Consider the following 21,839-nt stretch of genomic DNA (forward strand, 5'->3'; position numbering starts at 1 on the left):
GAGGATAGTCCCGCACGGTGGCATCAGTGCGGCTCCAGCACCCTGATGTCCAGCCCCGAGGCCTGGCCGCGCCAGCGGTAGAGCTTCTGCGTCGCGGCCTGGAAGTCCTCGGGCTTCGCGCTGCGGATGGGCACGAAGGTCTGCGGGTTGCGATCGATGAGCGGGAACCAGCTGCTCTGAACCTGCACCATGATGCGGTGGCCGCGGCGAAAGCTGTGGTTGATGTCCTGCAGCCCAACGCGCAGCTCTTCGACGCGGCCCGGCACCATGGCCTCGGGCGCCTCGAAGCTGTTGCGAAAGCGCCCGCGCAACGGGTCGCCGCGCACCAGCTGCTGGTAGCCACCGAGCGGTGCCTCGGGCGGTTCGACGTCCTCGGTGCGCGGCTTGCGCTTCTTCGCGGCCTCCTCCTCCAGTTCGGCGGGGTAGACGTCGATGAGCTTGACGACCCAGTCGGCGTCGCTGCCCGTCGTCGAGGCGAACAGGCGCGCGACGATGGGGCCGACGATGGTGATGTCCTCCTCCAGCACGTCGCTGCGGAAGGTCAGCACGTCCGGCCGGGTGGCCGCAAAGCGCTGGTCGCTGACCATGTATTCCTGCGGCACGCCCAAGCTCGCATAGCCGATGTAGGGCACGGGCTTGTTGGGGTCACTGACCCAGGCATCGAAAGCGGGCTCGGTCGCGTCGGGCGGCGCAAAGCTGAGCTTGCCGCCGGGTGCGAAGTAGAGGGTGCGGGCCTGCGCTTGCCTGGGCGGCCAGGCGTCGTAGCGGCGCCAGACGTTGGTGCCGGTCTCGAAGACGGTGGCCTTCGCAATGGGTGCCTTGGGTGCGACCTCTCGCAGATGCTGCTCGAAGAAGGGCAGCAGCACCTCCTTCTGGAACTGCTCCGCGGTGGGCTGCTGGAACTGCACGCGGCCCAGCTGCCGCCCCGGCGCGCCGACCCAGCCGCCATGCACCCAGGGGCCCATGACGAGGCGGTTGTCGGTGGCGGGGCTCTGCCCAGCGATCGCGTGGAAGGTGGCCAGCGGGCCGGCCAGGTCCTCGGCGTCGAACCAGCCGCCCACCGTCAACACGGCGGCGCGGATGTTCTTCAGATGCGGCGTGATGGCGCGGGACTTCCAGAACTCGTCGTAGCGGTCATGCTCGATCTGCACGTCGAAGTAGGGGTTGGGGCCGCCATCCTTGGCCAGCCGCTGCGCCAGCGCGTCGAGGTTGCCGTGCTGCAGGTAGAACTCGTAGCCGTCCAGCGTGCCCCAGTCGAACTGCGGCCATTGCTTGGGCGGCGGCACCGGTGCCTGCTGCGGCTTGAAGCCGGTGTAGAAGCCGAAGTTGGCCGCCAGCATGAAGGCCCCACCGTGATAGCTGTCGTCGCCCTTGAAGAGGTCGGCAATGGGCGCCTGCGGCGACGCGGCCTTGATGGCCGGATGCGAGTCGATGATGGAGGCCGAGGTGTAGAAGCCCGGGTAGGACACGCCCCAGAGGCCGACGCGGCCGTTGTTGCCGGAAATGCGGTCCAGCAGCCACTGCACGCTGTCGTGGGTGTCAGAGCTTTCATCGACGTCAGCCACGCTCTTCTTGACGGGCTTGTGCGGCGTCATCTCGATGAACTCGCCTTCCGACATGTTGCGGCCGCGCACGTCCTGGCAGACAAAGATGTAGCCGGCCTTCAGGAACTCCTCGTTCGGCGCGAGGCCCTTGATGCCATCGCGGTCCACGCCGTAGGGCCCGCAGCCATAAGGCGTGCGCACCATCAGGAAGGGGTAGCGCCGGCTCTGGTCCTTGGGCACATAGACGGCGGTGAAGAGCTTCCTGCCGTCGCGCACCGGCACGCGGTACTCGTACTTGGTGTAGTGCTCGCGCGGCTCGTAGGCCGGCGGCTTGTTCTCCTCGTCGGCGGCTTGGACCGCCAGGCCGGTCAGGCCCAGCAGCAACAGGAAGGAGGCGCGCAACAGCAGCATCGTCGGCAACGGCGGGTTGAAGGAGGGGCGAAGTCTGACACCGACCGGATGGACGGCGGCGTTAGGCTGGCGGATCGCCAGCTGCGGGAGGCTCCGCCATGAAGATTGACACGAACACCTACCGGGTCGCGTCGGGCCAGAAGGTCAAGCTCAAGCACTGGGCCACGGCCGTCGACCCGCTGTACAGCGACAAGGGCGACTACGAACAGCGGCTGGGCGCCCAGGTCGAGCGGCTCAGCGAGTTGCAGAACCTGCTGTATGCGCACAACCGCTACTCGCTGCTGCTGGTCTTCCAGGCCATGGACGCGGCGGGCAAGGACGGCGTCATCAAGCATGTGATGTCGGGCGTGAACCCGCAGGGCTGCCAGGTGTTCAGCTTCAAGCATCCCAGCGCCCAGGAGCTGGATCACGACTTCCTGTGGCGCACCACGCAGTGCCTGCCCGAGCGCGGGCGCATCGGCATCTTCAACCGCTCCTACTACGAGGAGGTGTTGATCGTGCGCGTGCACCCGGAGATCCTGAAGGCCCAGTCCCTGCCCAAGGAGACGACGCGTGCGCCGGCGATCTGGTCGGATCGTTATGCCTCCATCAACAACCTGGAGCAGCACCTGCACCGCAACGGCACGCGGGTGCTGAAGTTCTTCCTGCACCTGTCCAAGGAGGAACAGCGCCAGCGCTTCCTGGCGCGGCTGGAAGACCCAGCCAAGAACTGGAAGTTCACCGCCGACGACATGGCCGAGCGCGAGCTCTGGCCCAAATACATGCAGGCCTACGGCGAAGCGTTGGGCGCGACCAGCAGCGAAGAGGCGCCCTGGCATGTCGTGCCGGCGGACGACAAGCGCAACGCACGCCTGATCGTGTCCCAGGTCATTGTCGACACGCTCACGGCGCTGAAGATGAGCTACCCCGAGCCCACCCTCGACGCCGTCGAGCTGGCGGCGATCCGCAAGCGGCTGAAGGCGTGATCAGCCGAACTTGACGGCGTAGACGGGCGGCAGGTGGGCCGACACGGCCTGCCAGCTGTCGCCCGCGTCGCCGCTCGCCCACAGGCCGCCGGTCGTCGAGCCCATCATCAACTGCTCACCCGCGTCGTCCACCGCCAGGCCGTGGCGGTAGATCAGGTCGTAGCAATGCTGCTGCGGCAGGCCGGCACGCAACACGTCAAAGCTCTTGCCGCCGTCGCGGGTGCGGGTCACGCACAAAGCTCCATCCACCGGGATGCGGCGTTCGTCCTTGACCGCGGGCACGAACCAGGCCGTCTGCGAGTCGGCCGGATGCGCGGCGACGGCAAACCCAAAGCTCGACGGCTGGGCCTGCAGCTCTTCCCAGGTCGCGCCGTTGTCGCTGCTGCGGAAGATGCCGCAGTGGTGCTGGCACCAGAGCACATCGGGCTCGGCACGGCAGCGGGTGATCAGGTGCGGGTCCTGCGAGTTCTCGTCGCCGGCCAGTTCGGGCGGCATGAAGTCGGCCCGCATACCCTTGGCGCGCAAGCCCCAGCTGCTGCCGCCATCGGTGGTGCGCCAGGCGCCGCCGCAGGACACGCCCACCAGCAGCTCGTCGGCGTTCGATGGATGCGGGCAGATCGAGTGCAAGGCCGGCGCCGGGTTGCCGCCGCCCATCCACTGCAGGCGGCGCGGGTCCATCCACAAAGCTTCGCTGAGCTGCCAGCTCTCGCCGCGGTCGCGGCTGACGAACAGCCCGCCGGGAATGCTGCCGCACCAGATCACGTCGCCCGAGCGTTCCAGCGAGAACACCTGTTCCAGCTTCCAGGCCGGCCCTTCGGCGCCCTCGGGCTGCGCCGGGAAGCTCGGCGCCGACACCTCGTGCCATGTCTTGCCGGCGTCGTCGCTCGCCTGCAGCTTGGCGCCGAAGTGGCCCAGGTTGAGCCCTGCCAGCATGAAGCCCGAGGCGTCGGGCGGCAGCAGCATGGTGACCGGGTCGGCCACGAAGCTGAGGTTCTCGATATGCCAGGTGCTGCCACGGCGGCGCAGCTCGAAAAGGCCTTTGCGGGTCGCGGCCCAGGCGCGGTCAGTCATGGTTCAACCTCCAGAGAGTGCTTGCAGGACATGGATGCGACTGTCCGACCGCAGCGGGTCGCTCAGGCCGCGCAGGTCGCGCGCCCGTTTGCCGTCGATGAAGACGACCACGTTGACGCGCAGATGGCCCTGCTCGTCGAGGATGTAGCCCCGCAGCCGCGGCTGCTCGGCAAAGGCGGCATGCAGGGCTTCGCCCAGCGTGGACGCCTCGCATTGGCAGGAAGGCGCGTCCACGAAGCGGCGCAGTTGGGGGGTGAATTCGACAAGGGCCATGGATGCACGACGAACGACGGCCATCGAATTCGACGACCTCGTATCCCTCAAATATCCCCGGGCTTACCCGCACGGACAGAATGCGGCCGATGAATTCCGGTGTCCTCTTCGCCCTCGGCGCCTATCTGAGCTGGGGGTTGTTCCCGCTCTACTTCCGCCAGATCGCTTCCATCCCCGCGCTGCAGATCGTGGCCCACCGCACGTTGTGGTCGCTGGCCTTCGTGGCCGTCGTGCTGCTGGTGACGCGCAATCTGTCCTGGCTGAAGGACGTCAGCGCGGCGACCTGGCGGCGCTTTGCACTGTCGGCCACGCTGATCGCCATCAACTGGCTGACCTATGTCTGGGCCGTCGGCCATGGCCATGTCATCGACGCCAGCCTGGGCTACTTCATCAACCCGCTGGTCAACGTCGCGCTGGGCTTTGCGGTGCTGCACGAACGGCCGCGGCCCATCCAGTGGCTGGCCGTGGGGTTGGCGGCCTTTGGCGTGCTGTGGCTGACGGTGGCCGGCGGCAAGCTGCCCTGGGTGGCTCTGGTGCTGGCGGTGAGCTTTGGTCTCTATGGCCTGATGCGCAAGACGGCAAAGCTGGGTGCCATCGAAGGCCTGACGCTGGAGACCCTCATCCTCGCGCCGCTGGCCGCGGGTGGGCTGATCTGGTGGTCACAGGACGGCAGCATGGCTGGCCAGACGGCCGTGGACTGGGCCTGGCTGATCGGCACCGGCCCGGTCACGGCCGGCAGCCTGTTGCTGTTCGCGGCCGGCGCACGGCGCCTCCCGCTGGCGACGCTGGGCGTTGTTCAGTACGTGTCGCCGTCGCTGCAGTTCCTGCTGGGGGTGTTCCTGTTCCACGAGCCCATGGACGCGAGCCGCCTCATCGCCTTCGGCTTCATCTGGGCGGCGTTGGCTCTGTACTCGCTGGATGGCTTGCGGCTGGCGTGGCGTCCGCGCGCGGTTTGACGAGCTGCTCGTTTCCCGGCGCGATGGGTGCCGAGGCAGCCGGCTTTGCCGAAGCCTTGGCCCCATTGGCATAGAAGTCACGCGTCTTCTCGTTCAGGGGACCGCGGTCGAGCTGCCACAGGCCCAGCGGGCCATGAACCAGCATGAACGAGTGCTCGGAGCCTCGCTCGAACTGAGCCCAATATTCCTTCAGCTCCGGAAATTGCAGCGCTGGCAAGCCTGGCTGCACGGGCTGCAGCGATGTGGCGCCCACCAGCCGATAGGCCGCGGACTGGGCGGCGGGAGCCAGCGTCTGGTCCAGGCGCTTGGCGAAGGGAACCGCGGCAATCGCCATGGCAATGATCATCAGGAACGTCACCCCTGCCGACTCGGCCATCGGTACATGATGTCGACGCAGGACGGGAAACAGAGGCAACGCCAACAGAACGCCTATCAGCGGCAGGACCGCCAGGTCGCCAAACAGCGGTACGACGGCAAACGGCGTTTCGGACAGCAGTTCATGGTCATTGGCCATGGCGTCGACACCGGCGAATATCAACAACGCCAGCAGCACGCCGGTGGCGATCGCCGAGGCCCGGTTCTTGTCGAGCGCGAAGCCTCCCATCGCTAACGGCGGCAAAGGCTTGCCGGGCAGCAGGGCCCGGAACAGGTCGGCCGTGCCGTCGCGCGAGGCATGGGCATTCATGCCCACGTCGGCGGCCACCATCAGCTCGTCACCGCGGCCCTTCAAACGGAGCCAGTGGACAGGGTTACTCAGGGCGTTGCCGCCGGCCCACTCGATCTGCAGCGCTGCCTTGGACATGAGCCGATCTAGCCGCTCGCCATCCCAAAGATGGGCAACGACGCGCACGGCATCACCCGTATCCAGCAACAGGCCGGAGCCCTCGAAGGGCAACCATTTCAGCCGCCGGGCGAAGGCCTCGGGCCGCGACACCTGAATGCGGAACCAGCGACATCCCTCTCCAGGCGCCAGTTCGTCCAGCAGGGCGTCCTGCCTCTGCTTGCCGAGGCGCACTCTGTGCACCAACCAGCCAAGCCAAGCCACCAGCCCCAGCTGCAACGCCAGGGGTAACCAGAACGCCCATCCCTTCATGTGACCTCCCTTGCGCCGCTTGCCGGGCGCTGGGAGGGAAGTCTAGGTGGGCCAGCGTTAGCTGCGCATCAGGAAGTCAAAGGCCCCCAGCGCCGCCTTCGCACCATCGCCGGCGGCGATGATGATCTGCTTGAAGGGCACGGTCGTCACATCACCGGCGGCGAACACGCCGGGCAGCGAGGTGGCGCCCTTGGCGTCCACGATGATCTCGCCATGCTTGCTGAGCTCCAGCGTGCCGCGCAGCCACTCGGTGTTGGGCACCAGGCCGATCTGCACGAAGCAGCCTTCCACTTCGACACGCTTGCTTTCGCCGCTGATGCGGTCGGTGTAGTTCAGGCCGTCGAGCTTGCCGTTGCTGCCACCCGTGAATTCCGTCGTCTGCGCGTTCACGATGATGGTCACGTTGGGCAGGCTCTGCAGCTTCTTGACCAGCACCGCATCGGCACGCAGTTCGGCGCCGAACTCGACGAGCGTCACATGCTTGACGATGCCAGCCAGATCGATGGCCGCCTCGACTCCCGAGTTGCCGCCGCCAATGACGGCGACCGGCTTGCCCTTGAACAGCGGGCCGTCGCAGTGCGGGCAGTAGGCCACGCCCTTGTTCTTGTACTCGGCTTCGCCGGGCACGCCGACGTTGCGCCAGCGCGCGCCGGTGGACAGGATGACGGTCTTGCCCTTGAGCTTGGCGCCGTTGGCCAGTTCCACTTCGACGTAGCCACCCGGCTGCGCGGCCGGCGTCAGCTTCTCGGCGCGCTGCAGGTTGTGGATGTCGACCTGGTAGTCCTTGACGTGGCCTTCCAGCGCGGCGGCGAACTTGGGGCCGTCGGTCACGGAGACGGAGATGTAGTTCTCGATGCCCAGCGTGTCGTTGACCTGGCCGCCGAAGCGCTCGGCGGCGACGCCGGTGCGGATGCCCTTGCGCGCTGCGTACACGGCCGCTGCAGCGCCGGCCGGGCCGCCGCCGATGATGAGCATGTCGTAGGGCTCCTCGGCATCCAGCTTCTTCGCGTCGCGCACGGCCGCACCGGTGTCGAGCTTGGCGACGATCTCCTCGAGCGACATGCGGCCCGAGGCAAAAGGCTGGCCGTTCAGCCACACGGCCGGCACGGCCATGATGTCACGCGCCTCGACCTCGCTCTGGAACAGGCCGCCGTCGATGACGGTGGTGCGGATGCGCGGGTTGACGATGGCCATCAGCGACAGCGCCTGCACGACGTCCGGGCAGTTGTGGCAGGTCAGGCTCATGTAGATCTCGAAGTCGAGATCCAGGTCCAGCGCCTTGACGGCGTCGATCTGCGCCTGCTCGACCTTCGGCGGATGACCGCCGGTCCAGAGCAGCGCGAGCACCAACGACGTGAACTCATGGCCCAGCGGGATGGCGGCAAAGCGCAGCGATTGCTCGGTGCCCGTGCGGCGAAGCAGGAACGACGGCGTGCGGGTGTCGACACCGTCGGTACGCAGCGAGATCTTGTCGTGCATGCCGGCGATCTCTTCGAGCAGCTCGCGCATCTCGTCGCTGGACTTGGAGTTGTCCAACGAAGCAATGATTTCGAAGGGGAGCTTGACGTGGTCCAGGTAGCCCTGGAGCTGGGTCTTGAGTGCGGCGTCCAACATGGTGGTGTCCTTTCAGTGAGGCGTGGCGGGGCGGGCCACTGCTGAAAGGGTCCCCGATGCCGGAGGCCCTTTCAGCAGAACCTGTCTGGTTCTGCAGAAGGCAGGAACCCTCCCGGGTTCCTGACGAACAGCATGGCTGTTTAGATCTTGCCGACGAGATCCAGGCTCGGGGCGATCGTGGCAGCGCCTTCCTTCCACTTGGCTGGGCAGACCTGGCCGGGGTGGGCGGCGGTGTACTGTGCAGCCTTCAGCTTGCGCAGCGTTTCCGACACGTCACGGGCGATCTCGTTGGAGTGGATCTCGGCGGTCTTGATGACGCCGTCCGGGTTGATGACGAAGGTGCCGCGCAGTGCCAGGCCTTCTTCGGGGATGTGCACGCCGAAGGCATTGGTCAGCGTGTGGGTCGGGTCGCCCACCAGCGGGAACTTGGCCTTGCCGACGGCCGGCGAGGTCTCGTGCCACACCTTGTGCGAGAAGTGGGTGTCAGTCGTGACGATGTAGACCTCGGCGCCCATCTTCTGGAACTCGGCGTAGCTGTCGGCCGCGTCTTCGACTTCGGTCGGGCAGTTGAACGTGAAAGCGGCCGGCATGAAGATCAGCACGGACCACTTGCCCTTCAGGGTTTCGTCGCTAACGGTGATGAACTTGCCGTTGTGGAAGGCTTCGGTCTTGAAAGGCTGGACTTGGGTGTTGATCAGGGACATTCGAAAGCTCCGTAGGGCGCTGGTTGATGGGATAGGTAGAACTATATCGAAGATGAGTTTTCAGTAGAAAACATTTATCAAATCGGCGCTATTGAGTCAGGCTATTGATCACCGCCCCACCCGGCCTGGCGGGCCGAGCGCCGGGCCGCTCCCAAGCCGGCCCGGTCCGGCGATGTGCTTGGCGGCCAACCCGCCAAGCATCGCCGTCCCCTCGGGGGACCGACCAGACCAGCCCGCGTCCAGCCGGACTGGTCTGGACGAGGGGCAGCGTTTCAGGCTTCGTAGCGGCGGTCGTAGAGCTGGTGCGGGCTGAGCTTCACGCGCAGCACCTGCGCGGCCACCAGACCCGTGATCGCATGCTCGGCCACCGCCGTGTCACGCCTGACTGGAGAGCCTAAGGCATCCCCATGACGATTCATAACGGCGCTGACGATGGGAGTGTTGCCTGATGTACCGCGGCGCACCGCCACCGCGATCTCGCCGCTGGCGAGCTTGACCAGGGTGCCGGGCGGGAACATGCCGACCTCCTTGACCAGCAGCGCTGCAAAGGGATGGCCATTGCTGCCGGTGTAGAGCGACTTGGCCGCCTGCGGTGCCGGCATGCCTGCGCGGCCGCCGCGGCTGGCAAGCTTGGCCAGGAAGATGTCAACGAGGCGCAGCAGCTGGGCCGCCTCGTCGGGCTCGGCCAAGCCTTGCGGATAGCCACCGCCGCCCGGCTGCTCATGGTGCTGGGCCACCGCAGCCAGCCATTGCGCATCGTCCAGGCCGGCGTTGCGCAGCCAGGCCACGGCTTCGTCAGGATGGCGGTCGATGGCAGCGCGCTGGGGCGGCAGCAGCTTGCCGCCGCGCGAGGCCAGGCGCCCCTGCAGGTCGATGATGGAGAGATTCATCGTCAGCGCGGCGCCAACGAGGCTCTTCTGGCGCTCCGGCGTCCATGAGAGGCGGCGCGCCAGCAGCGCGGCGACAGCGGCCGTGTGCAGCAAATGGGCCAGGCCGTAGACCTCGTGGCGGCTGTGGTCGTGCTGGATGACGACGAAGAGCAGTTGGTCAGGGAAACGCTCGGTCCAGGCGATCAGCTGGCCGGCGCATTCCTTGACACGCGGCAGGAAGAGGGTTTCCTGCGGCGTGCGCAGCAGTACGGACAAGCGCGTCTGCATCGCCTCCCAGCGGCCGAAGAAGTCCTCGCTGCCCGCACCGCCATCGCTGCTGCGCGCCGAGGCGTCGCGCACTTCCTCCATGTCGACGAACACGCCGCGGTTCAGCAGCGCCTCGCGCATCTGCTCGTTGGGCACCGGCTGGCCCTTGGCCAGCAGCAGCTTGCCCTCGGCATCACGCACCCCGAAAGGCAGGGGCGCCCCGGCCTTGATGTGACCGGCAACCTGCTGGATGGGGACGAGTTTCATGGCCGGATGATCTCCGGACTTGCACGCGCCGCCGCAGCGGAGAAACGCTCAGGTTTCCAGCGCCAGCAGCTCCTCGACAGTCTGGCGACGGCGGATCAGGCGACTGGTGTCGCCGTCGACCAGCACCTCGGCCGCCAGCGGCCGACTGTTGTAGTTGCTGGACATGGAGGCGCCATAGGCACCCGCGTCGTGGATGACGAGCAGGTCGCCAACGCTTGCTGCCGGCAGGTCGCGCGTCAGCACCTCGCCGCCGGGGCCTTGCGTGAACACATCGCCGGACTCGCACAACGGGCCGGCCACGACGGTGGGCTGCTCGGGGCCGCTGGCGCCGAGCAGGCTCATGGCATGGAAGGCGCCGTACATGGCCGGGCGCATCAACTCGTTGAAGCCGGCGTCCACCAGCACGAAGCGGTTGGCGCCCGAGTTCTTGACTGCCCTCACCTCGGCCAGAAGCACGGCGCTTTCGGCGACGAGGTAGCGGCCAGGCTCGATCTCCAGCTTCAGCGCGTGACCCACCAGCGCCTCGGCCTCGCGGCGTGCGGCGTCCCACAGGCCGAAGTAGTGAGCCACGTCGATGCGCGCATCGCCATCGCGGTAGGGAATCGACAGGCCACCGCCGGCCGAGATCGCGTGCAGGTCATGCCCGGCCGCGACCGTTTCGCACACCAGGCCGACCATGGCCTGGCCGACCTGGGCCAGATGCTCGTAGTCCACGCCCGAACCAATGTGCATGTGCAGGCCGACCAGCTTGAGCCCATGGCGGCGGATGGCCGCCAGCGCGGCGCCCAGATCGGCATGCCAGATGCCGTGCTTGCTGTGCTCGCCGCCGGTGTTGGTCTTGTGGCTGTGGCCATGGCCGAAGCCCGGGTTGATGCGCAGCCAGACAGCATGGCCGGGCGAAGCGGCGCCGAGCTGATCGAGCATGTCGATGGAGCCGGCGTTCACAGGGATGCGGTGCTCGACAACCGTTGCCAGCGTGGCGTGGTCCAACAGGTCGGCGGTGAAGACGATCTCGTCACCACCAGCTTCGTAGCCTGCCGCCAGCGCGCGCAGGATCTCGCCGCGCGACACCGAGTCGACCTTGACGCCAGCCTCGCGCAGCAGCTTCAGGACGTGGATGTTGGAGCAGGCCTTCTGCGCAAAGCGCACGACGTCGAAGCGCTTCAGCGACGCGGCGCGCTCGCGGATGGTGGCGGCGTCATAGACCCACAGCGGCGTGCCGTGCCCGGCGGCGAGAGCTTGCAGGCGGGCGGGGTTCAGGGCGGCAGGAAGGGGCTTGGTCATGGATCGAAGCATGCCCGCGGCGACCCATTCAATCAAATTGAAATTTGTGCAGCGACAATTCAATCCTGATATGGATATTCAGCACCGCCACATCGAAGTCTTCCGCGCTGTCATGACGGCGGGCAGCGTCACCGGCGCCGCCGCGCTGCTGCACACCTCGCAGCCGACCCTGAGCCGCGACCTCGCCCGCCTGGAGCAACTGCTGGGCTATGCCCTGTTCGAGCGCGAGCGCGGCCGGCTCAAGGCGACGGCGAGGGCACGTGCGCTGTTCGACGAGGTGGAGCGCAGCTTCCAGGGCCTGGCGCGCGTGATCGAACGGGCGGAGGCGCTGGGGCGGTCGGAAGATGCGGAGCTGAGTCTGCTGAGCCTGCCCGCGTTGAGCCACGCGCTGTTGCCGGCTGCCCTGCAGCAATTACTGGCCGCCAACCCGTCGGCACGCGTGTCCATCACGCCGGCCGAACCACCGCTTCTGGACGCCTGGATCAGCGAGCAGCGCTTCGATCTCGGCTTGGCCGAGCAGGCGACACCCCTGCCCGGCGTGCGTGTCGAGCCGGTGCTGGAGGCGGACGAAGTGGCTGTGCTGCCGGCCGACCACGCACTAGCGTCGCGCAAGCGGCTGGCGTTGAAGGATTTCGCAGGCCAGCACTTCATCAGCCTCGCCGAGGACGACCCCTATCGGCGCGAGATCGATGCGCGCTTCGATGCCGCGGGCATCCAGCGCCGTTTGCGCGTGCAGACGCACAGCGCCGTGGCCGTTTGCGAACTGGTGCGGACCGGGCTGGGCGTGGCCATCGTGAACCCGCTGACGGCAGCGGCCTGTGCGGGATCCGACCTGGTCGTGCGGCCACTGTCGGTGTCGATTCCCTACCGGGTCAGCGCACTGATCCCGCTGCATCGGCCGGCGCAGCCCTTGATCGAAGACCTGCTCAGCGCGCTGCGGCGCGCACGACCGTCGGCTTCGTCCCGAAGCGCTTGACGATGCTGGCCTCGATGCCGGCGGCGTCCAGGCCACACAGGCTCATCAGCTTGGCCGGGTCGCCGTGCTCGACGAACTCGTCGGGCAGGCCGAGCTGCAGCACCGGCACGCCGAGGCCGGCGGCGTTCAACGCCTCGACGACGGCGCTGCCGGCGCCGCCCATGATGCAGCCATCCTCGACGGTGACGATGGCGTCATGCGTGCGCGCCAGTTCGGCAACGAGCTCAGCATCCAGCGGCTTGACGAAGCGCATGTTGGCGACCGTCGCGTCCAGGCGCTCGGCCACTTCCAACGCGGGATAGAGCAGCGTGCCAAAGGCCAGGATCGCGATGCGCTGGCCCTGCCGACGCACTTCACCCTTGCCCCAGGCCTGGGCCGTCATGGCTTTGACAGGCACGACGCCAACGCCCGCGCCGCGCGGATAGCGCACCGTCACCGGCCCGTTGTGCATGAAGCCGGTATACAGCGCCTGGCGGCATTCGTCTTCATCGGCCGGCGTCAGCACGGCCATGTTGGGGATGCAGCGCGTGTAGGCGATGTCGTAGTTGCCGGCATGCGTGGCGCCGTCAGCGCCCACCAGGCCGGCGCGGTCCAGCGCGAACAGCACGGGCAGGTTCTGGATGGCGACGTCATGGATCAGTTGGTCATAGGCGCGCTGCAGGAAGGTCGAATAGATTGCGACGACCGGCTTGATGCCTTCGCAGGCCAGGCCCGCGGCGAAGGTGACCGAGTGCTGCTCGGCGATGCCGACGTCGTGATAGCGCTGCGGGAAGCGCTTGTGGAACTCGACCATGCCCGAGCCCTCGCGCATCGCGGGCGTGATGCCCACGAGGCGCGGGTCGGCTTCGGCCATGTCGCACAGCCAGTCGCCAAAGACCTGCGTGAAGGTCGTCTTGGGCGGCGTGGCCGGCTTGACGAAGCCCACCGCCGGGTCGAACTTGCCGGAGGCCGCGTGGTACTTGACCGGGTCGTTCTCGGCCAGCTTGTAGCCTGCACCCTTCTTGGTGACGATGTGCAGGAACTGCGGGCCCTTCTTCTCGCGCAGGTTCTCGAGTGTCGGGATCAGCGAGTCCAGGTCGTGTCCGTCGATGGGGCCGACATAGTTGAAGCCGAACTCCTCGAAGATGGTGCCCGGCACGACCATGCCCTTGGTGTGCTCCTCGAACTTGCGCGCGAACTCGTAGAGCGGCGTGTTCTTCAACACGCTCTTGGCGCTTTCGCGGGCGGCGGCGTAGAAGCTGCCGCTCATCAGGCGCGCGAGGTATTTGTTCAGCGCACCGACCGGCGGGCTGATGGACATGTCGTTGTCGTTCAGGATGACGAGCAGGTCGCCCATCAGGCCACCATGGGCCACGCCGGCGTTGTTCAGCGCCTCGAAGGCCATGCCGGCCGTCATCGAGCCGTCGCCGATGATGGCCACGGCCCGGCGGTCCTCGCCCTTGAGCTTGAAGGCCATGGCCATGCCGTGGGCCGCGGAGATGCTGGTCGACGAATGGCCGGTGCCAAAGGTGTCGTACTCGCTCTCGTCACGGCGCGGGAAGCCGCTGATGCCACCGATCTGGCGCAGGCCCGGCATGCGGTCACGCCGGCCGGTCAGCACCTTGTGCGGATAGGTCTGATGGCCCACGTCCCACACCAGCCTGTCGTCCGGCGTGTTGAAGACGTAGTGCAGGGCCACGGTCAGCTCGACCGTTCCAAGGTTGGAGCCGAGGTGGCCGCCGGTCTTGGAGACGCTCTCCAGCACGAAGGCGCGCACCTCGTCGGCCAGCTTGCGCAGTTCGGTGCGCGGCAGGCGGCGCAGGTCGGCCGGGCTGTCGATGCCTTTGAGCAGCGTGTATTCCATGGCGGTCCTCTTTAGTTGTCCCGCTCTACAACGGAGTCGGCCAGCAGGCTGAGGTGGCTCACATCGGCCAGGCCACTGGCGGCCAGGGCCGCCTTGGCTTCGGCGCGCAGCGCTTGAGCCAGGGCGCGCGCGGCGTTCAGGCCGAGCACGCTGACGTAGGTCGGCTTGTTGGCATCCTGGTCCTTGCCGGCCGTCTTGCCCAGCACTTCGGAATCCTGGGTCACGTCGAGGATGTCGTCGACAACCTGGAAGGCCAGGCCGAGCGCCGCGCCGTAGTCGGACAGCGACTGGGTCGCCTGCGTCGACACCGCCCCGCAGGCCGCGCCCATCAGAACGCTGGCCTGCAGCAGCACACCAGTCTTGCGGCGGTGCATGTCGCGTAGCGTGGTTTCGTCCAGTCGCTTGCCAATGCTGGCCAGGTCGATGGCCTGGCCGCCGGCCATGCCGTCGTGGCCGGCCGAGCGGGCCAGCAGCGAGCACAACCGTGCCTGCAGGGCGGGAGCAATGCCCGTGTCCGGCGTCAGCACCTCGAAGGCGAGGGCCTGCATCGCGTCGCCCGCCAGCATGGCCTGGGCTTCGCCGAAGGCGACGTGCGTCGTCGGCTTGCCGCGGCGCATGACGTCGTTGTCCATGCAGGGCATGTCGTCATGCACCAGCGAATAGGCGTGGATGAGCTCGACCGAGCAGGCTGCGCGCATGGCCGCAAAGCTGTCGCCGCCCACGGCCGCGCAACTCGCCAGCACCAACAGCGGGCGCAGGCGCTTGCCACCGCCCAGCACCGCATAGCGCATCGCCTCGCCGAGGCCTGCGGGCGCGGCAGCGGGCACGAGATCATCCAGCGCCGCTTCGAAGGCGTTCAAAGACGCCTGCACCCAGCGGTCAAAGTCCTGTGCATTCAAGATTCGGGGCCCTCCCAGGCCTTCAGTTCGGCGCCGTCCAGCAGCTTGACCTGCTGTTCCACCGCCTGCAGCCGCCCGCGGCACAGAGCCAGCAACTCGGCGCCCCGCTTGTAGCTGTGCAGAAGTTGGTCCAGCGGCAGCTGTTGCCCCTCCATGGCCGCCACCATGCGCTCCAGCTCGTCGAGCGCCTGCTCGTAGCTGAGGTCGGCATCGCCGTCGCTCGAGGCGGCCTTGGTGCGGGGAGAGGACTTGGTCATTTCAAAACGCGAAACAGCAATTGTAGTCAGCGGGCTTCCTCAGCTTGGTGCCTGCGGACGTAACCGTCGAACGGAGGACGCGGGCATGCGTAGAATCCCGGACCTCTCGCTCGAGCGCGCACGCGCGCGGCCTCGAGCCCCCTTTCCACACCTAGCAACCTGGCCGACTCGGCAGCCCCGAGATGCGCCGGAGGGACGCAGCACCTCTACCCGCCTGAAAGACCCGCCTGGATCATGTCCGACCTGAGTCTTCCCGTCTCGGCGCTCACACGCAGCCAGACCCAGCTCCCGGTGAGCGCCTATTTCGACCCCGATCTGTTCCAGCGCGAGCAGGCCAGCATCTTCCAGCGAGGGCCCCGCTACGTCGGCCATGCACTGGCCGTCCCCGAAATCGGTGACCACTACGCCCTGCCGCAGGAGGGCGAGGGCCGGGCATTGGTGCGCTCAAGCCAGGGGATAGAGCTGATCTCCAACGTCTGCCGCCACCGCCAGGCGCTGATGCTCAAGGGCCGCGGCAACACCCAGGCCAATATCGTCTGCCCGCTGCACCGCTGGACATATTCACATCAGGGCGAATTGATCGGTGCGCCCCACTTTGCCGAAGACCCCTGCCTGAACCTGAACCGCTACCCGCTGCGGGAATGGAACGGCCTGCTGTTCGAGGACAACGGCCATGATGTGGCGGCGGAGCTCAGCCAATTGGGCCCGCGCGCCCAGCTGGACTTCACCGGCTATGTGCTCGACAAGGTCCAGGTCCACGAGTGCAACTACAACTGGAAGACCTTCATCGAGGTCTACCTAGAGGACTACCACGTCGGCCCCTTCCACCCCGGCCTGGGCGGCTTCGTCAGCTGCGACGACCTGGCCTGGGAGTTCGGCAAGCACCACTCGGTGCAGACCGTCGGCGTGCACAAGGACCTGGAGCGCCCCGGCTCGCCGGTCTACCAGCGCTGGCACGACCAACTGCTGAAGTTCCGCGAGGGCCGCCCGCCCGAGGCCGGCGCGATCTGGCTGACCTACTACCCGCACATCATGGTGGAGTGGTACCCGCATGTGCTGGTCGTGTCGACGCTGCACCCGATGTCGCCGCAGAAGACCGTCAATCTCGTCGAGTTCTACTACCCCGAGGAGATCGCTGCCTTCGAGCGAGATTTCGTCGAAGCCCACCAGGCCGCCTACATGGAAACCTGCGTGGAGGACGACGAGATTGCCGAACGCATGGATGCCGGCCGCAAGGCGCTGATGATGCGTGGCGACAACGAGACCGGCCCCTATCAAAGCCCGATGGAAGACGGCATGCAGCACTTCCATGAATGGTTCCGGAACGAGATCGGCGCGCCTCTCTGATGCCAGCCTCGGTGCTCATGGTCGCGGCGACGCTGTTGTTCGCCACCATGGGCGTCTGCGTCAAGCTGGCCAGCGAGTTCTATGCGGCCAGCGAGATCGTCATGTACCGCGGCCTCGTCGGCTCCGTGATGATGGCCCTGCTGACGCGCCGCCAGGGCATCAGCCTCAAGACGCGCCTGCCCGGCATGCACCTATGGCGCAGCATCTCCGGCGTCACCTCGCTGTGCCTGTGGTTCTACGCCATCAGCCACCTGCCGCTGGCCACGGCGATGACGCTGAACTACATGTCCTCGGTCTGGATGGCCCTCTTCCTGCTCGGCGGTGCGGTGCTGATGGGCGCCCAGCGCCTGGACTGGCGGCTGATGGCCTCCGTGCTGCTGGGCTTCGTCGGCGTCGCGTTGATCCTGCGCCCGACGCTGGACCAGCAGCAGCTCTGGTACGGCCTGGCCGGCCTGCTGTCGGGCATGATCGCCGCGATGGCCTATCTGCAGGTCACGGCCCTGGGCCGCGTCGGCGAGCCCGAGTTGCGCATCGTCTTCTACTTCTCGGTCGGCGGCTGCGTGGCTGGCGCCGTCATCACGGCTGTCACCCAGGGCGGCCTGCAAAGCCACACGCTGTGGGGCGCCTTCCTGCTCCTCGCCGTCGGCGTGCTGGCCACCACCGCCCAGGTGTGCCTGACACGCGCCTACTCCATCGGCCGCCCGCTGGTGAACGCCTGCCTGCAATACCTGGGCATCGTCTTCTCCTTCATCTACGGCATGCTGCTGTTCAAGGACCCGCTGACCTGGCATGCCACCTTCGGCATGCTGCTCATCATCGGCGCCGGCCTTGCGGCGACGCTGCTGCGCTCCAAGGTCGCCCCGCCGCCAAAAGACAGCCAGTTCAACCCTGCTGAGTCATGAAGGGACTGGCCCACCCCCTACGCGCTTCGCGCGCCCCCTCAAGGGGGCACTGCCAGCGGCCCAGCAAAGCCGGTTCCGCGGCAGTCACTGGGTAAGTCACCACACTGGAAGCTTCGACATGTCGTTCACGACCTTGATTTCCACCACCGAACTCCGCGCGCTCTCGAACCCGCTGATCCTCGAAGGCAGCTTCGACCTCGCCGACACCGACGCTGGCGAGCGCGCCTACGCGGCCGGCCACATCCCTGGCGCCTTCTACCTGCACCTGGACCGCGACCTCTGCGGCGACAAGGCCGGCCCCGACGGGTCCTTCCGTGGCCGCCACCCGCTGCCCGAGCGCGAGGCCTTCGCCGCGCTGATACGCCGCCTGGGCATGAGCGCCGGCCGCCAGGTTGTCGCCTATGACCGCCAGGGCGGCCCCTACGCCGCCCACATCTGGTGGATGCTGCGCTGGCTGGGCCACGCCGAGGTGGCCGTGCTCGACGGCGCCTGGGACGGCGAAATGACGGCGGATGTCCCAACTGCCACGCCGACCGACTGGCAACCCGGCCAGCCGCTGGTCGGCCAGATCGACGCAGCGACGCTGCTCAAGAAGCTCGGCAACGTCCGCCTCATCGACGCCCGCGCCGCCGAGCGCTTCCGCGGCGAGGTCGAGCCGCTGGACAAGGCCGCCGGCCACATCCCCGGCGCCAGCAACCGCTTTTTCAAGGACAACCTCGGCGCCGACGGCCGCTTCAAGCCTGCGGCCCAACTGCGTGCCGAATTCCAGCCCTTGCTGGCACCGCACAGTGCCGGCGCGGTGGTCCAGCAATGCGGCTCCGGCGTCACCGCCTGTCACAACCTGTTGGCCATGTCCCACGCCGGCCTGGGCGACAGCCTGCTCTACCCCGGTTCCTGGAGCGAATGGTCGTCAGACCCGGCCCGCCCTATCGCTAAAGGTTAGGCCAAGGGGATGAGCAAAGGCTTGATCTCCGACAAGCATTCCGGCGCCTGATCGGCCACACTGTGGTTCTTCGTAACGACTGGAGGACCGAATGTTCAAGCGCATCCTTGTCCCCACTGACGGCTCCGACATCACCGCCCACGCGGTGGACACCGCCATCCAGCTCGCCAAGATTCACGGCGCCCAGCTGTTGACGCTCAGCGTCATGGAGCCCTTCCCCTACAGCGCCGTCTCCGAGATCCAGCCCGTGCCGCCGCAGGAGTTCATCGACGCGCAACTGCGCGTTGCCACCCAGCGCGTCGAGGCCGTCAGCGCGGCAGCAGCGGCACAGGGCCTGTCCTGCCGTGGGCACACCACCGAAGCCCTGCACGCCTGGGAAGCCATCGTCGACCACGCCAAGACTGAGAACGTCGACCTCATCGTCATGGCCTCGCACGGCCGCAAGGGCTTTGCGGCCCTGCTGCTGGGCAGCGAGGCGCAGAAGGTGTTGTCGCATATCGAAACGCCGGTGCTCATCGTCAAATAAGCGTCGAGCGGTTTTGAGGTGGCACTGAACTGCACCCAGGCTTGTCATTGAGCCTCCGCTGTCAGGCGAGGCCTACGCGGGCATGCGGCGGCGCGCACGCAGCCGCACCCAGTCTCGTGGACTAAATTCACCCCATGCTGCTCGTCTGCCCCCAGTGTGGAACCCGCAACCGCGTGCCCGACGAACGCCTCGCCGACGATCCCACCTGCGGGCGTTGTGGTGGGCCCGTTGCGCCGCGCAAGCCGGTGGCCCTGGGTGATGCAGACCTGGGCCCCTACCTCCAGGGCACCGAGGCGCCGGTGCTGGTGGACTTCTGGGCCGCCTGGTGCGGACCCTGCCGCTCCTATGCGCCGCACTTCGAGCAACTCGCCGCCAACCGGCCGGACATCCGCTTCGTCAAGGTGGACAGCGATGCAGCGCAGCGCACCAGCGCCAGCCTGCAGATCCGCAGCATCCCGACGACGGTGCTGTTCGTTGGCGGCCGTGAGGTTGGGCGGCAGAGCGGTGCGATGACGGCTGCGCAACTGGGCGCATGGGTGGACGGCACCCTGCCGTAACGTCGCACCCTTAGCTGAGCTTGAGGTTGTGAGGATTCTTCTCTATTGCCTTGGCGCGGGTGCGGTCGCAGGTCAGGGCAACTCCATTCTGCGCGGGCGGGACACGAAGGCGATCTAGTGCGATTGCAAGCGTTGCGGGCTTAAAATTTCGGAAGTATGTACTTGACAAACGCAGACTGAAGGCGCAAAGTTCGCTCATTCCCGGAGCGAACACATGGCCGACGCAATCCACACCCTGCCGCGATTCAACGATGAAGACGCTGCGCGCGAGCACCTTGAAAGCCTGCTGTGGCCGAATGGCCCGGTGTGCCCTCACTGCGGCGGCACCGAGCGCAATAGCCGCCTGAATGGCAAGGCGCACCGTCCCGGCCTGATGTTCTGCGGCGACTGCCGTTCGCAGTTCAGCGTCACGGTCGGCACCGTTTTTGAGTCCAGCAAGGTGCCGCTGCACAAGTGGGTCTATGCCACGCACCTGATGTGCGCTTCCAAGAAGGGCATTAGCAGCAAGCAGCTTGAGCGCATGCTGGGCGTCAGCTACAAAACCGCGTGGTTCATGTCGCACCGCATCCGCGAGGCAATGAACATCGAGCCCGAAGGCACTCTCGGCGGCGGCAGCGCCCCGGTTGAAGTGGACGAGACCTATTGGGGCAACGTCGGCAAGCAAGCCAAAGGCGCTCGCGGTGGCGACCACAAGATGAAGATCGTTTCGCTCGTCGAGCGCGACGGCCAGAAGCGCTCCTTCCACATGCCCGATGTGACGGCCAAGACCCTGCGTCCCGTCCTGATGGCCCAGGTTGCCAAGCAAGCCCGCCTCATGACGGACGAGTCCAAGCTGTACACGAAGATCGGCCGCGAGTTCTCGTCACATGAGACGGTCAACCACAGCAAGGGTGAATACAGCCGCGGTGCCGTCACGACCAATAGCGCCGAGTCCAGCTTCGCCCTGCTGAAGCGCGGCCTGCATGGCACCTTCCACGCTGTCAGCGAGCAGCACCTTCAGCGCTACGCCACCGAGTTCGACTTCCGTTGGAACACCCGTCAGGCCTGCGGCTATGACGACAGCCAGCGCGCCGCCGAACTGCTGCGCAACGTGAGCGGCAAGCGCCTGACCTATCGGCGGACTCACGCGGGCTAAGAAAGGGGTTCGCAATGGCGATCCGAGTTAGCGTCAGCACGCCAAAGCCGGATCAGGTTTTGTTCTTCTATCAACTGGGGCTTGCAACAAGCCAATGGTCATCCGTAGAACAAATCCTTGGCTATGTCGTTGCGGAGTGCTTCCCAAGAGCAGAAGCGGCCATGGCGATGCACGGGCTAGCTGCGATAGAGAACTTCCGCTCCAAATGCGACTACGCGGAGGCGGTATTCCAAGAGTCACGGCACATTGATGCACACCAGGCGGAGTTCAAGTCCGTCATCAACAACGTACGCGCATCAAGCAGGCACAGGAACAAACTGGCGCACTGGCATACGACGTACTACACACTGGCAGACGAAATCGCGAGGCGCACGGTGCTGGTCCCGTGGATGCTGAAAGACAACAGGGAGTCGAGACTTAGCCCTCCGACTGAAGCCATTGGAATCCGGGATCTTGAGTACATCAGGCTTCAGTTTCTGGACACGTTTATGCGTCTGATTTCATTGCTCGACAAGATGCGCGGGCACCCAGAGCAGACGCCAGCATATCCCGGACTACCAATTCGTCCGCCATCGATTCGCGACTTAAGAGCCCGGATGCGCGCAGCACTTGAAGTGCCGAGTTCACCATCGCTCGCGAAACCTTCACCGAAGGAGAAGACATGACAGCCACCAAGCCACTACCACTCGAAGACGAAGTGCTGCGACGCATGCTCAAGACTCCACCGCAGCCAAAGACTGCGAAACCGGCGCCCGTGAAGAAGAAGGCGAAGAAGCCATGAACACACCCGAGGATCCGGTGCTTTCTGAGCGGCTATACCGCTCGTACGTGGATGGGCAACTGTCCATGATGAAAGCGATGCTCCGCGCACTTGTCTTGGAACACCCCAGCAAGGAGAAGCTTCAAATCATCGGCCAAATGATGCTCGGACCAGATAAAGAAGCCTGCCCGCCAGACTGCCAGATGGACGAGTGGGTGATGTATCGATCAGGCAGGTTGAAGGCGCACGAGTCCATATTCTTCGAGTCTCAAAACTAGCGAATCGCTCCCATCTCTCCCGTTCCGCCAAAGACAAAAGCCCGCATTCCGCGGGCTTTGTCGCTTCCGGCCTGTCGGAATCAATCATAGCGCCTCGC

22 protein-coding genes are annotated in these 21,839 nt (G+C 66.5%); 11 read left to right on the top strand and 11 right to left on the bottom strand.

All coding sequences use genetic code 11. From position 1 onward, the window contains the following. Nucleotides 1-23 precede the first annotated feature (23 nt). Entirely contained in the window at nt 24-1,955 is a 1,932-nt protein-coding gene (locus AC1DW0_RS12745) for a CocE/NonD family hydrolase (protein WP_477946186.1), read from the bottom strand. A 98-nt stretch (nt 1,956-2,053) separates the two neighbouring features. Here AC1DW0_RS12745 and AC1DW0_RS12750 point away from each other — a divergent pair, with 98 nt between their 5' ends. Then, nucleotides 2,054-2,920 (top strand): ADP-polyphosphate phosphotransferase, encoded by an 867-nt coding sequence (locus tag AC1DW0_RS12750; protein ID WP_457326030.1) that lies wholly within the window; start codon nt 2,054-2,056, stop codon nt 2,918-2,920. On the opposite strand, the gene AC1DW0_RS12755 is transcribed toward AC1DW0_RS12750, so the two are convergent. Together AC1DW0_RS12755 and AC1DW0_RS12760 are read right to left on the bottom strand one after the other, a co-directional pair. Further along, nucleotides 2,921-3,991: a WD40/YVTN/BNR-like repeat-containing protein gene (locus tag AC1DW0_RS12755; protein WP_457349490.1), complete on the bottom strand. Its 1,071-nt coding sequence runs from the start codon at nt 3,989-3,991 to the stop codon at nt 2,921-2,923. A 3-nt stretch (nt 3,992-3,994) separates the two neighbouring features. Further along, the gene (locus AC1DW0_RS12760) at nt 3,995-4,264 is read right to left on the bottom strand and encodes a MoaD/ThiS family protein (protein ID WP_056198526.1); all 270 of its coding nucleotides are present in this window, start codon (nt 4,262-4,264) and stop codon (nt 3,995-3,997) included. Between the two features lie 89 nt (nt 4,265-4,353). On the opposite strand from AC1DW0_RS12760, the gene rarD reads away from it, so the two are divergent. Then, entirely contained in the window at nt 4,354-5,220 is an 867-nt protein-coding gene (gene rarD, locus AC1DW0_RS12765; protein ID WP_457325236.1) for an EamA family transporter RarD, read from the top strand. On the opposite strand, the gene AC1DW0_RS12770 is transcribed toward rarD, so the two are convergent. From AC1DW0_RS12770 to lysA, 5 genes are all read right to left on the bottom strand, one after another. Continuing rightward, nucleotides 5,150-6,313, bottom strand: a complete 1,164-nt coding sequence (locus AC1DW0_RS12770; RefSeq protein WP_457325235.1) for a hypothetical protein — start codon at nt 6,311-6,313, stop codon at nt 5,150-5,152. The genes rarD and AC1DW0_RS12770 overlap by 71 nt on opposite strands. 57 nt (nt 6,314-6,370) lie before the next feature. After that, nucleotides 6,371-7,927 carry an alkyl hydroperoxide reductase subunit F gene (ahpF, locus tag AC1DW0_RS12775; protein ID WP_477946189.1) on the bottom strand — a complete coding sequence of 519 codons (1,557 nt, stop codon included), beginning with the start codon at nt 7,925-7,927 and terminating at the stop codon, nt 6,371-6,373. A gap of 140 nt (nt 7,928-8,067) precedes the next feature. Further along, on the bottom strand, nt 8,068-8,631 hold the full coding sequence (gene ahpC, locus AC1DW0_RS12780) for an alkyl hydroperoxide reductase subunit C (RefSeq protein ID WP_056198538.1): 564 nt from the start codon (nt 8,629-8,631) through the stop codon (nt 8,068-8,070). Nucleotides 8,632-8,903: 272 nt separating this feature from the next. After that, a complete protein-coding gene (locus AC1DW0_RS12785; protein ID WP_056198541.1) occupies nt 8,904-10,034 on the bottom strand; it encodes an HD domain-containing phosphohydrolase in 1,131 nt (376 codons plus the stop codon). Nucleotides 10,035-10,082: 48 nt separating this feature from the next. After that, complete coding sequence (lysA, locus tag AC1DW0_RS12790) at nt 10,083-11,318, bottom strand: diaminopimelate decarboxylase (RefSeq protein WP_477946191.1); 1,236 nt, start codon at nt 11,316-11,318, stop codon at nt 10,083-10,085. A gap of 70 nt (nt 11,319-11,388) precedes the next feature. On the opposite strand from lysA, the gene AC1DW0_RS12795 reads away from it, so the two are divergent. Beyond that, a complete protein-coding gene (locus tag AC1DW0_RS12795; RefSeq protein WP_477946193.1) occupies nt 11,389-12,294 on the top strand; it encodes a LysR family transcriptional regulator in 906 nt (301 codons plus the stop codon). Here AC1DW0_RS12795 and dxs read toward each other — a convergent pair. The 3 genes from dxs to xseB are packed head-to-tail and all read right to left on the bottom strand — an operon-like array spanning nt 12,245 to nt 15,293. After that, nucleotides 12,245-14,137 (bottom strand): 1-deoxy-D-xylulose-5-phosphate synthase, encoded by a 1,893-nt coding sequence (gene dxs / locus AC1DW0_RS12800; RefSeq protein ID WP_477946195.1) that lies wholly within the window; start codon nt 14,135-14,137, stop codon nt 12,245-12,247. The two genes, AC1DW0_RS12795 and dxs, sit on opposite strands and share 50 nt — an antisense overlap. A gap of 11 nt (nt 14,138-14,148) precedes the next feature. Then, nucleotides 14,149-15,036 (bottom strand): polyprenyl synthetase family protein, encoded by an 888-nt coding sequence (locus AC1DW0_RS12805; RefSeq protein ID WP_477946196.1) that lies wholly within the window; start codon nt 15,034-15,036, stop codon nt 14,149-14,151. After that, nucleotides 15,033-15,293, bottom strand: coding sequence for an exodeoxyribonuclease VII small subunit (gene xseB, locus AC1DW0_RS12810; protein ID WP_056198557.1), 261 nt, complete (start codon nt 15,291-15,293; stop codon nt 15,033-15,035). Before xseB ends, AC1DW0_RS12805 begins: the two co-directional genes overlap by 4 nt. Nucleotides 15,294-15,527: 234 nt before the next feature. Between xseB and AC1DW0_RS12815 the strand changes: the two genes are divergently transcribed. From AC1DW0_RS12815 to AC1DW0_RS12850, 8 genes are all read left to right on the top strand, one after another. Next, entirely contained in the window at nt 15,528-16,640 is a 1,113-nt protein-coding gene (locus AC1DW0_RS12815) for an aromatic ring-hydroxylating oxygenase subunit alpha (RefSeq protein ID WP_477946198.1), read from the top strand. Continuing rightward, nucleotides 16,640-17,542: a DMT family transporter gene (locus AC1DW0_RS12820; RefSeq protein ID WP_477946200.1), complete on the top strand. Its 903-nt coding sequence runs from the start codon at nt 16,640-16,642 to the stop codon at nt 17,540-17,542. The genes AC1DW0_RS12815 and AC1DW0_RS12820 overlap by 1 nt, the downstream gene beginning before the upstream one ends. A gap of 118 nt (nt 17,543-17,660) precedes the next feature. Beyond that, a complete protein-coding gene (locus AC1DW0_RS12825; protein ID WP_477946202.1) occupies nt 17,661-18,485 on the top strand; it encodes a sulfurtransferase in 825 nt (274 codons plus the stop codon). Between the two features lie 91 nt (nt 18,486-18,576). Continuing rightward, the gene (locus AC1DW0_RS12830; protein WP_477946204.1) at nt 18,577-19,011 is read left to right on the top strand and encodes a universal stress protein; all 435 of its coding nucleotides are present in this window, start codon (nt 18,577-18,579) and stop codon (nt 19,009-19,011) included. A 134-nt stretch (nt 19,012-19,145) separates the two neighbouring features. Next, nucleotides 19,146-19,568, top strand: coding sequence for a thioredoxin TrxC (gene trxC, locus AC1DW0_RS12835; RefSeq protein WP_477946206.1), 423 nt, complete (start codon nt 19,146-19,148; stop codon nt 19,566-19,568). Between the two features lie 214 nt (nt 19,569-19,782). Then, nucleotides 19,783-20,703 carry an IS1595 family transposase gene (locus AC1DW0_RS12840; protein WP_477946208.1) on the top strand — a complete coding sequence of 307 codons (921 nt, stop codon included), beginning with the start codon at nt 19,783-19,785 and terminating at the stop codon, nt 20,701-20,703. Nucleotides 20,704-20,717: 14 nt separating this feature from the next. Continuing rightward, nucleotides 20,718-21,368: a hypothetical protein gene (locus AC1DW0_RS12845; protein ID WP_477946210.1), complete on the top strand. Its 651-nt coding sequence runs from the start codon at nt 20,718-20,720 to the stop codon at nt 21,366-21,368. A 112-nt stretch (nt 21,369-21,480) separates the two neighbouring features. Continuing rightward, a complete protein-coding gene (locus AC1DW0_RS12850; RefSeq protein ID WP_477946212.1) occupies nt 21,481-21,741 on the top strand; it encodes a hypothetical protein in 261 nt (86 codons plus the stop codon). Nucleotides 21,742-21,839: the final 98 nt, after the last annotated feature.

Source organism: Roseateles sp. P4_D2 (genome assembly GCF_056401875.1).

What these genes read in the sequence shown, in the direction of transcription:
- trxC (WP_477946206.1), top strand. Translation starts at nt 19,146, where the DNA reads ATGCTGCTCGTCTGCCCCCAGTGTGGAACCCGCAACCGCGTGCCCGAC.
- rarD (WP_457325236.1), top strand. Translation starts at nt 4,354, where the DNA reads ATGAATTCCGGTGTCCTCTTCGCCCTCGGCGCCTATCTGAGCTGGGGG.
- AC1DW0_RS12745 (WP_477946186.1), bottom strand. Translation starts at nt 1,955, where the DNA reads ATGCTGCTGTTGCGCGCCTCCTTCCTGTTGCTGCTGGGCCTGACCGGC.
- lysA (WP_477946191.1), bottom strand. Translation starts at nt 11,318, where the DNA reads ATGACCAAGCCCCTTCCTGCCGCCCTGAACCCCGCCCGCCTGCAAGCT.
- dxs (WP_477946195.1), bottom strand. Translation starts at nt 14,137, where the DNA reads ATGGAATACACGCTGCTCAAAGGCATCGACAGCCCGGCCGACCTGCGC.
- AC1DW0_RS12760 (WP_056198526.1), bottom strand. Translation starts at nt 4,264, where the DNA reads ATGGCCCTTGTCGAATTCACCCCCCAACTGCGCCGCTTCGTGGACGCG.
- AC1DW0_RS12840 (WP_477946208.1), top strand. Translation starts at nt 19,783, where the DNA reads ATGGCCGACGCAATCCACACCCTGCCGCGATTCAACGATGAAGACGCT.
- AC1DW0_RS12830 (WP_477946204.1), top strand. Translation starts at nt 18,577, where the DNA reads ATGTTCAAGCGCATCCTTGTCCCCACTGACGGCTCCGACATCACCGCC.
- AC1DW0_RS12750 (WP_457326030.1), top strand. Translation starts at nt 2,054, where the DNA reads ATGAAGATTGACACGAACACCTACCGGGTCGCGTCGGGCCAGAAGGTC.
- AC1DW0_RS12850 (WP_477946212.1), top strand. Translation starts at nt 21,481, where the DNA reads ATGAACACACCCGAGGATCCGGTGCTTTCTGAGCGGCTATACCGCTCG.
- AC1DW0_RS12785 (WP_056198541.1), bottom strand. Translation starts at nt 10,034, where the DNA reads ATGAAACTCGTCCCCATCCAGCAGGTTGCCGGTCACATCAAGGCCGGG.
- AC1DW0_RS12770 (WP_457325235.1), bottom strand. Translation starts at nt 6,313, where the DNA reads ATGAAGGGATGGGCGTTCTGGTTACCCCTGGCGTTGCAGCTGGGGCTG.
- AC1DW0_RS12755 (WP_457349490.1), bottom strand. Translation starts at nt 3,991, where the DNA reads ATGACTGACCGCGCCTGGGCCGCGACCCGCAAAGGCCTTTTCGAGCTG.
- ahpF (WP_477946189.1), bottom strand. Translation starts at nt 7,927, where the DNA reads ATGTTGGACGCCGCACTCAAGACCCAGCTCCAGGGCTACCTGGACCAC.
- AC1DW0_RS12825 (WP_477946202.1), top strand. Translation starts at nt 17,661, where the DNA reads ATGTCGTTCACGACCTTGATTTCCACCACCGAACTCCGCGCGCTCTCG.
- AC1DW0_RS12795 (WP_477946193.1), top strand. Translation starts at nt 11,389, where the DNA reads ATGGATATTCAGCACCGCCACATCGAAGTCTTCCGCGCTGTCATGACG.
- AC1DW0_RS12815 (WP_477946198.1), top strand. Translation starts at nt 15,528, where the DNA reads ATGTCCGACCTGAGTCTTCCCGTCTCGGCGCTCACACGCAGCCAGACC.
- AC1DW0_RS12820 (WP_477946200.1), top strand. Translation starts at nt 16,640, where the DNA reads ATGCCAGCCTCGGTGCTCATGGTCGCGGCGACGCTGTTGTTCGCCACC.
- ahpC (WP_056198538.1), bottom strand. Translation starts at nt 8,631, where the DNA reads ATGTCCCTGATCAACACCCAAGTCCAGCCTTTCAAGACCGAAGCCTTC.
- AC1DW0_RS12845 (WP_477946210.1), top strand. Translation starts at nt 20,718, where the DNA reads ATGGCGATCCGAGTTAGCGTCAGCACGCCAAAGCCGGATCAGGTTTTG.
- xseB (WP_056198557.1), bottom strand. Translation starts at nt 15,293, where the DNA reads ATGACCAAGTCCTCTCCCCGCACCAAGGCCGCCTCGAGCGACGGCGAT.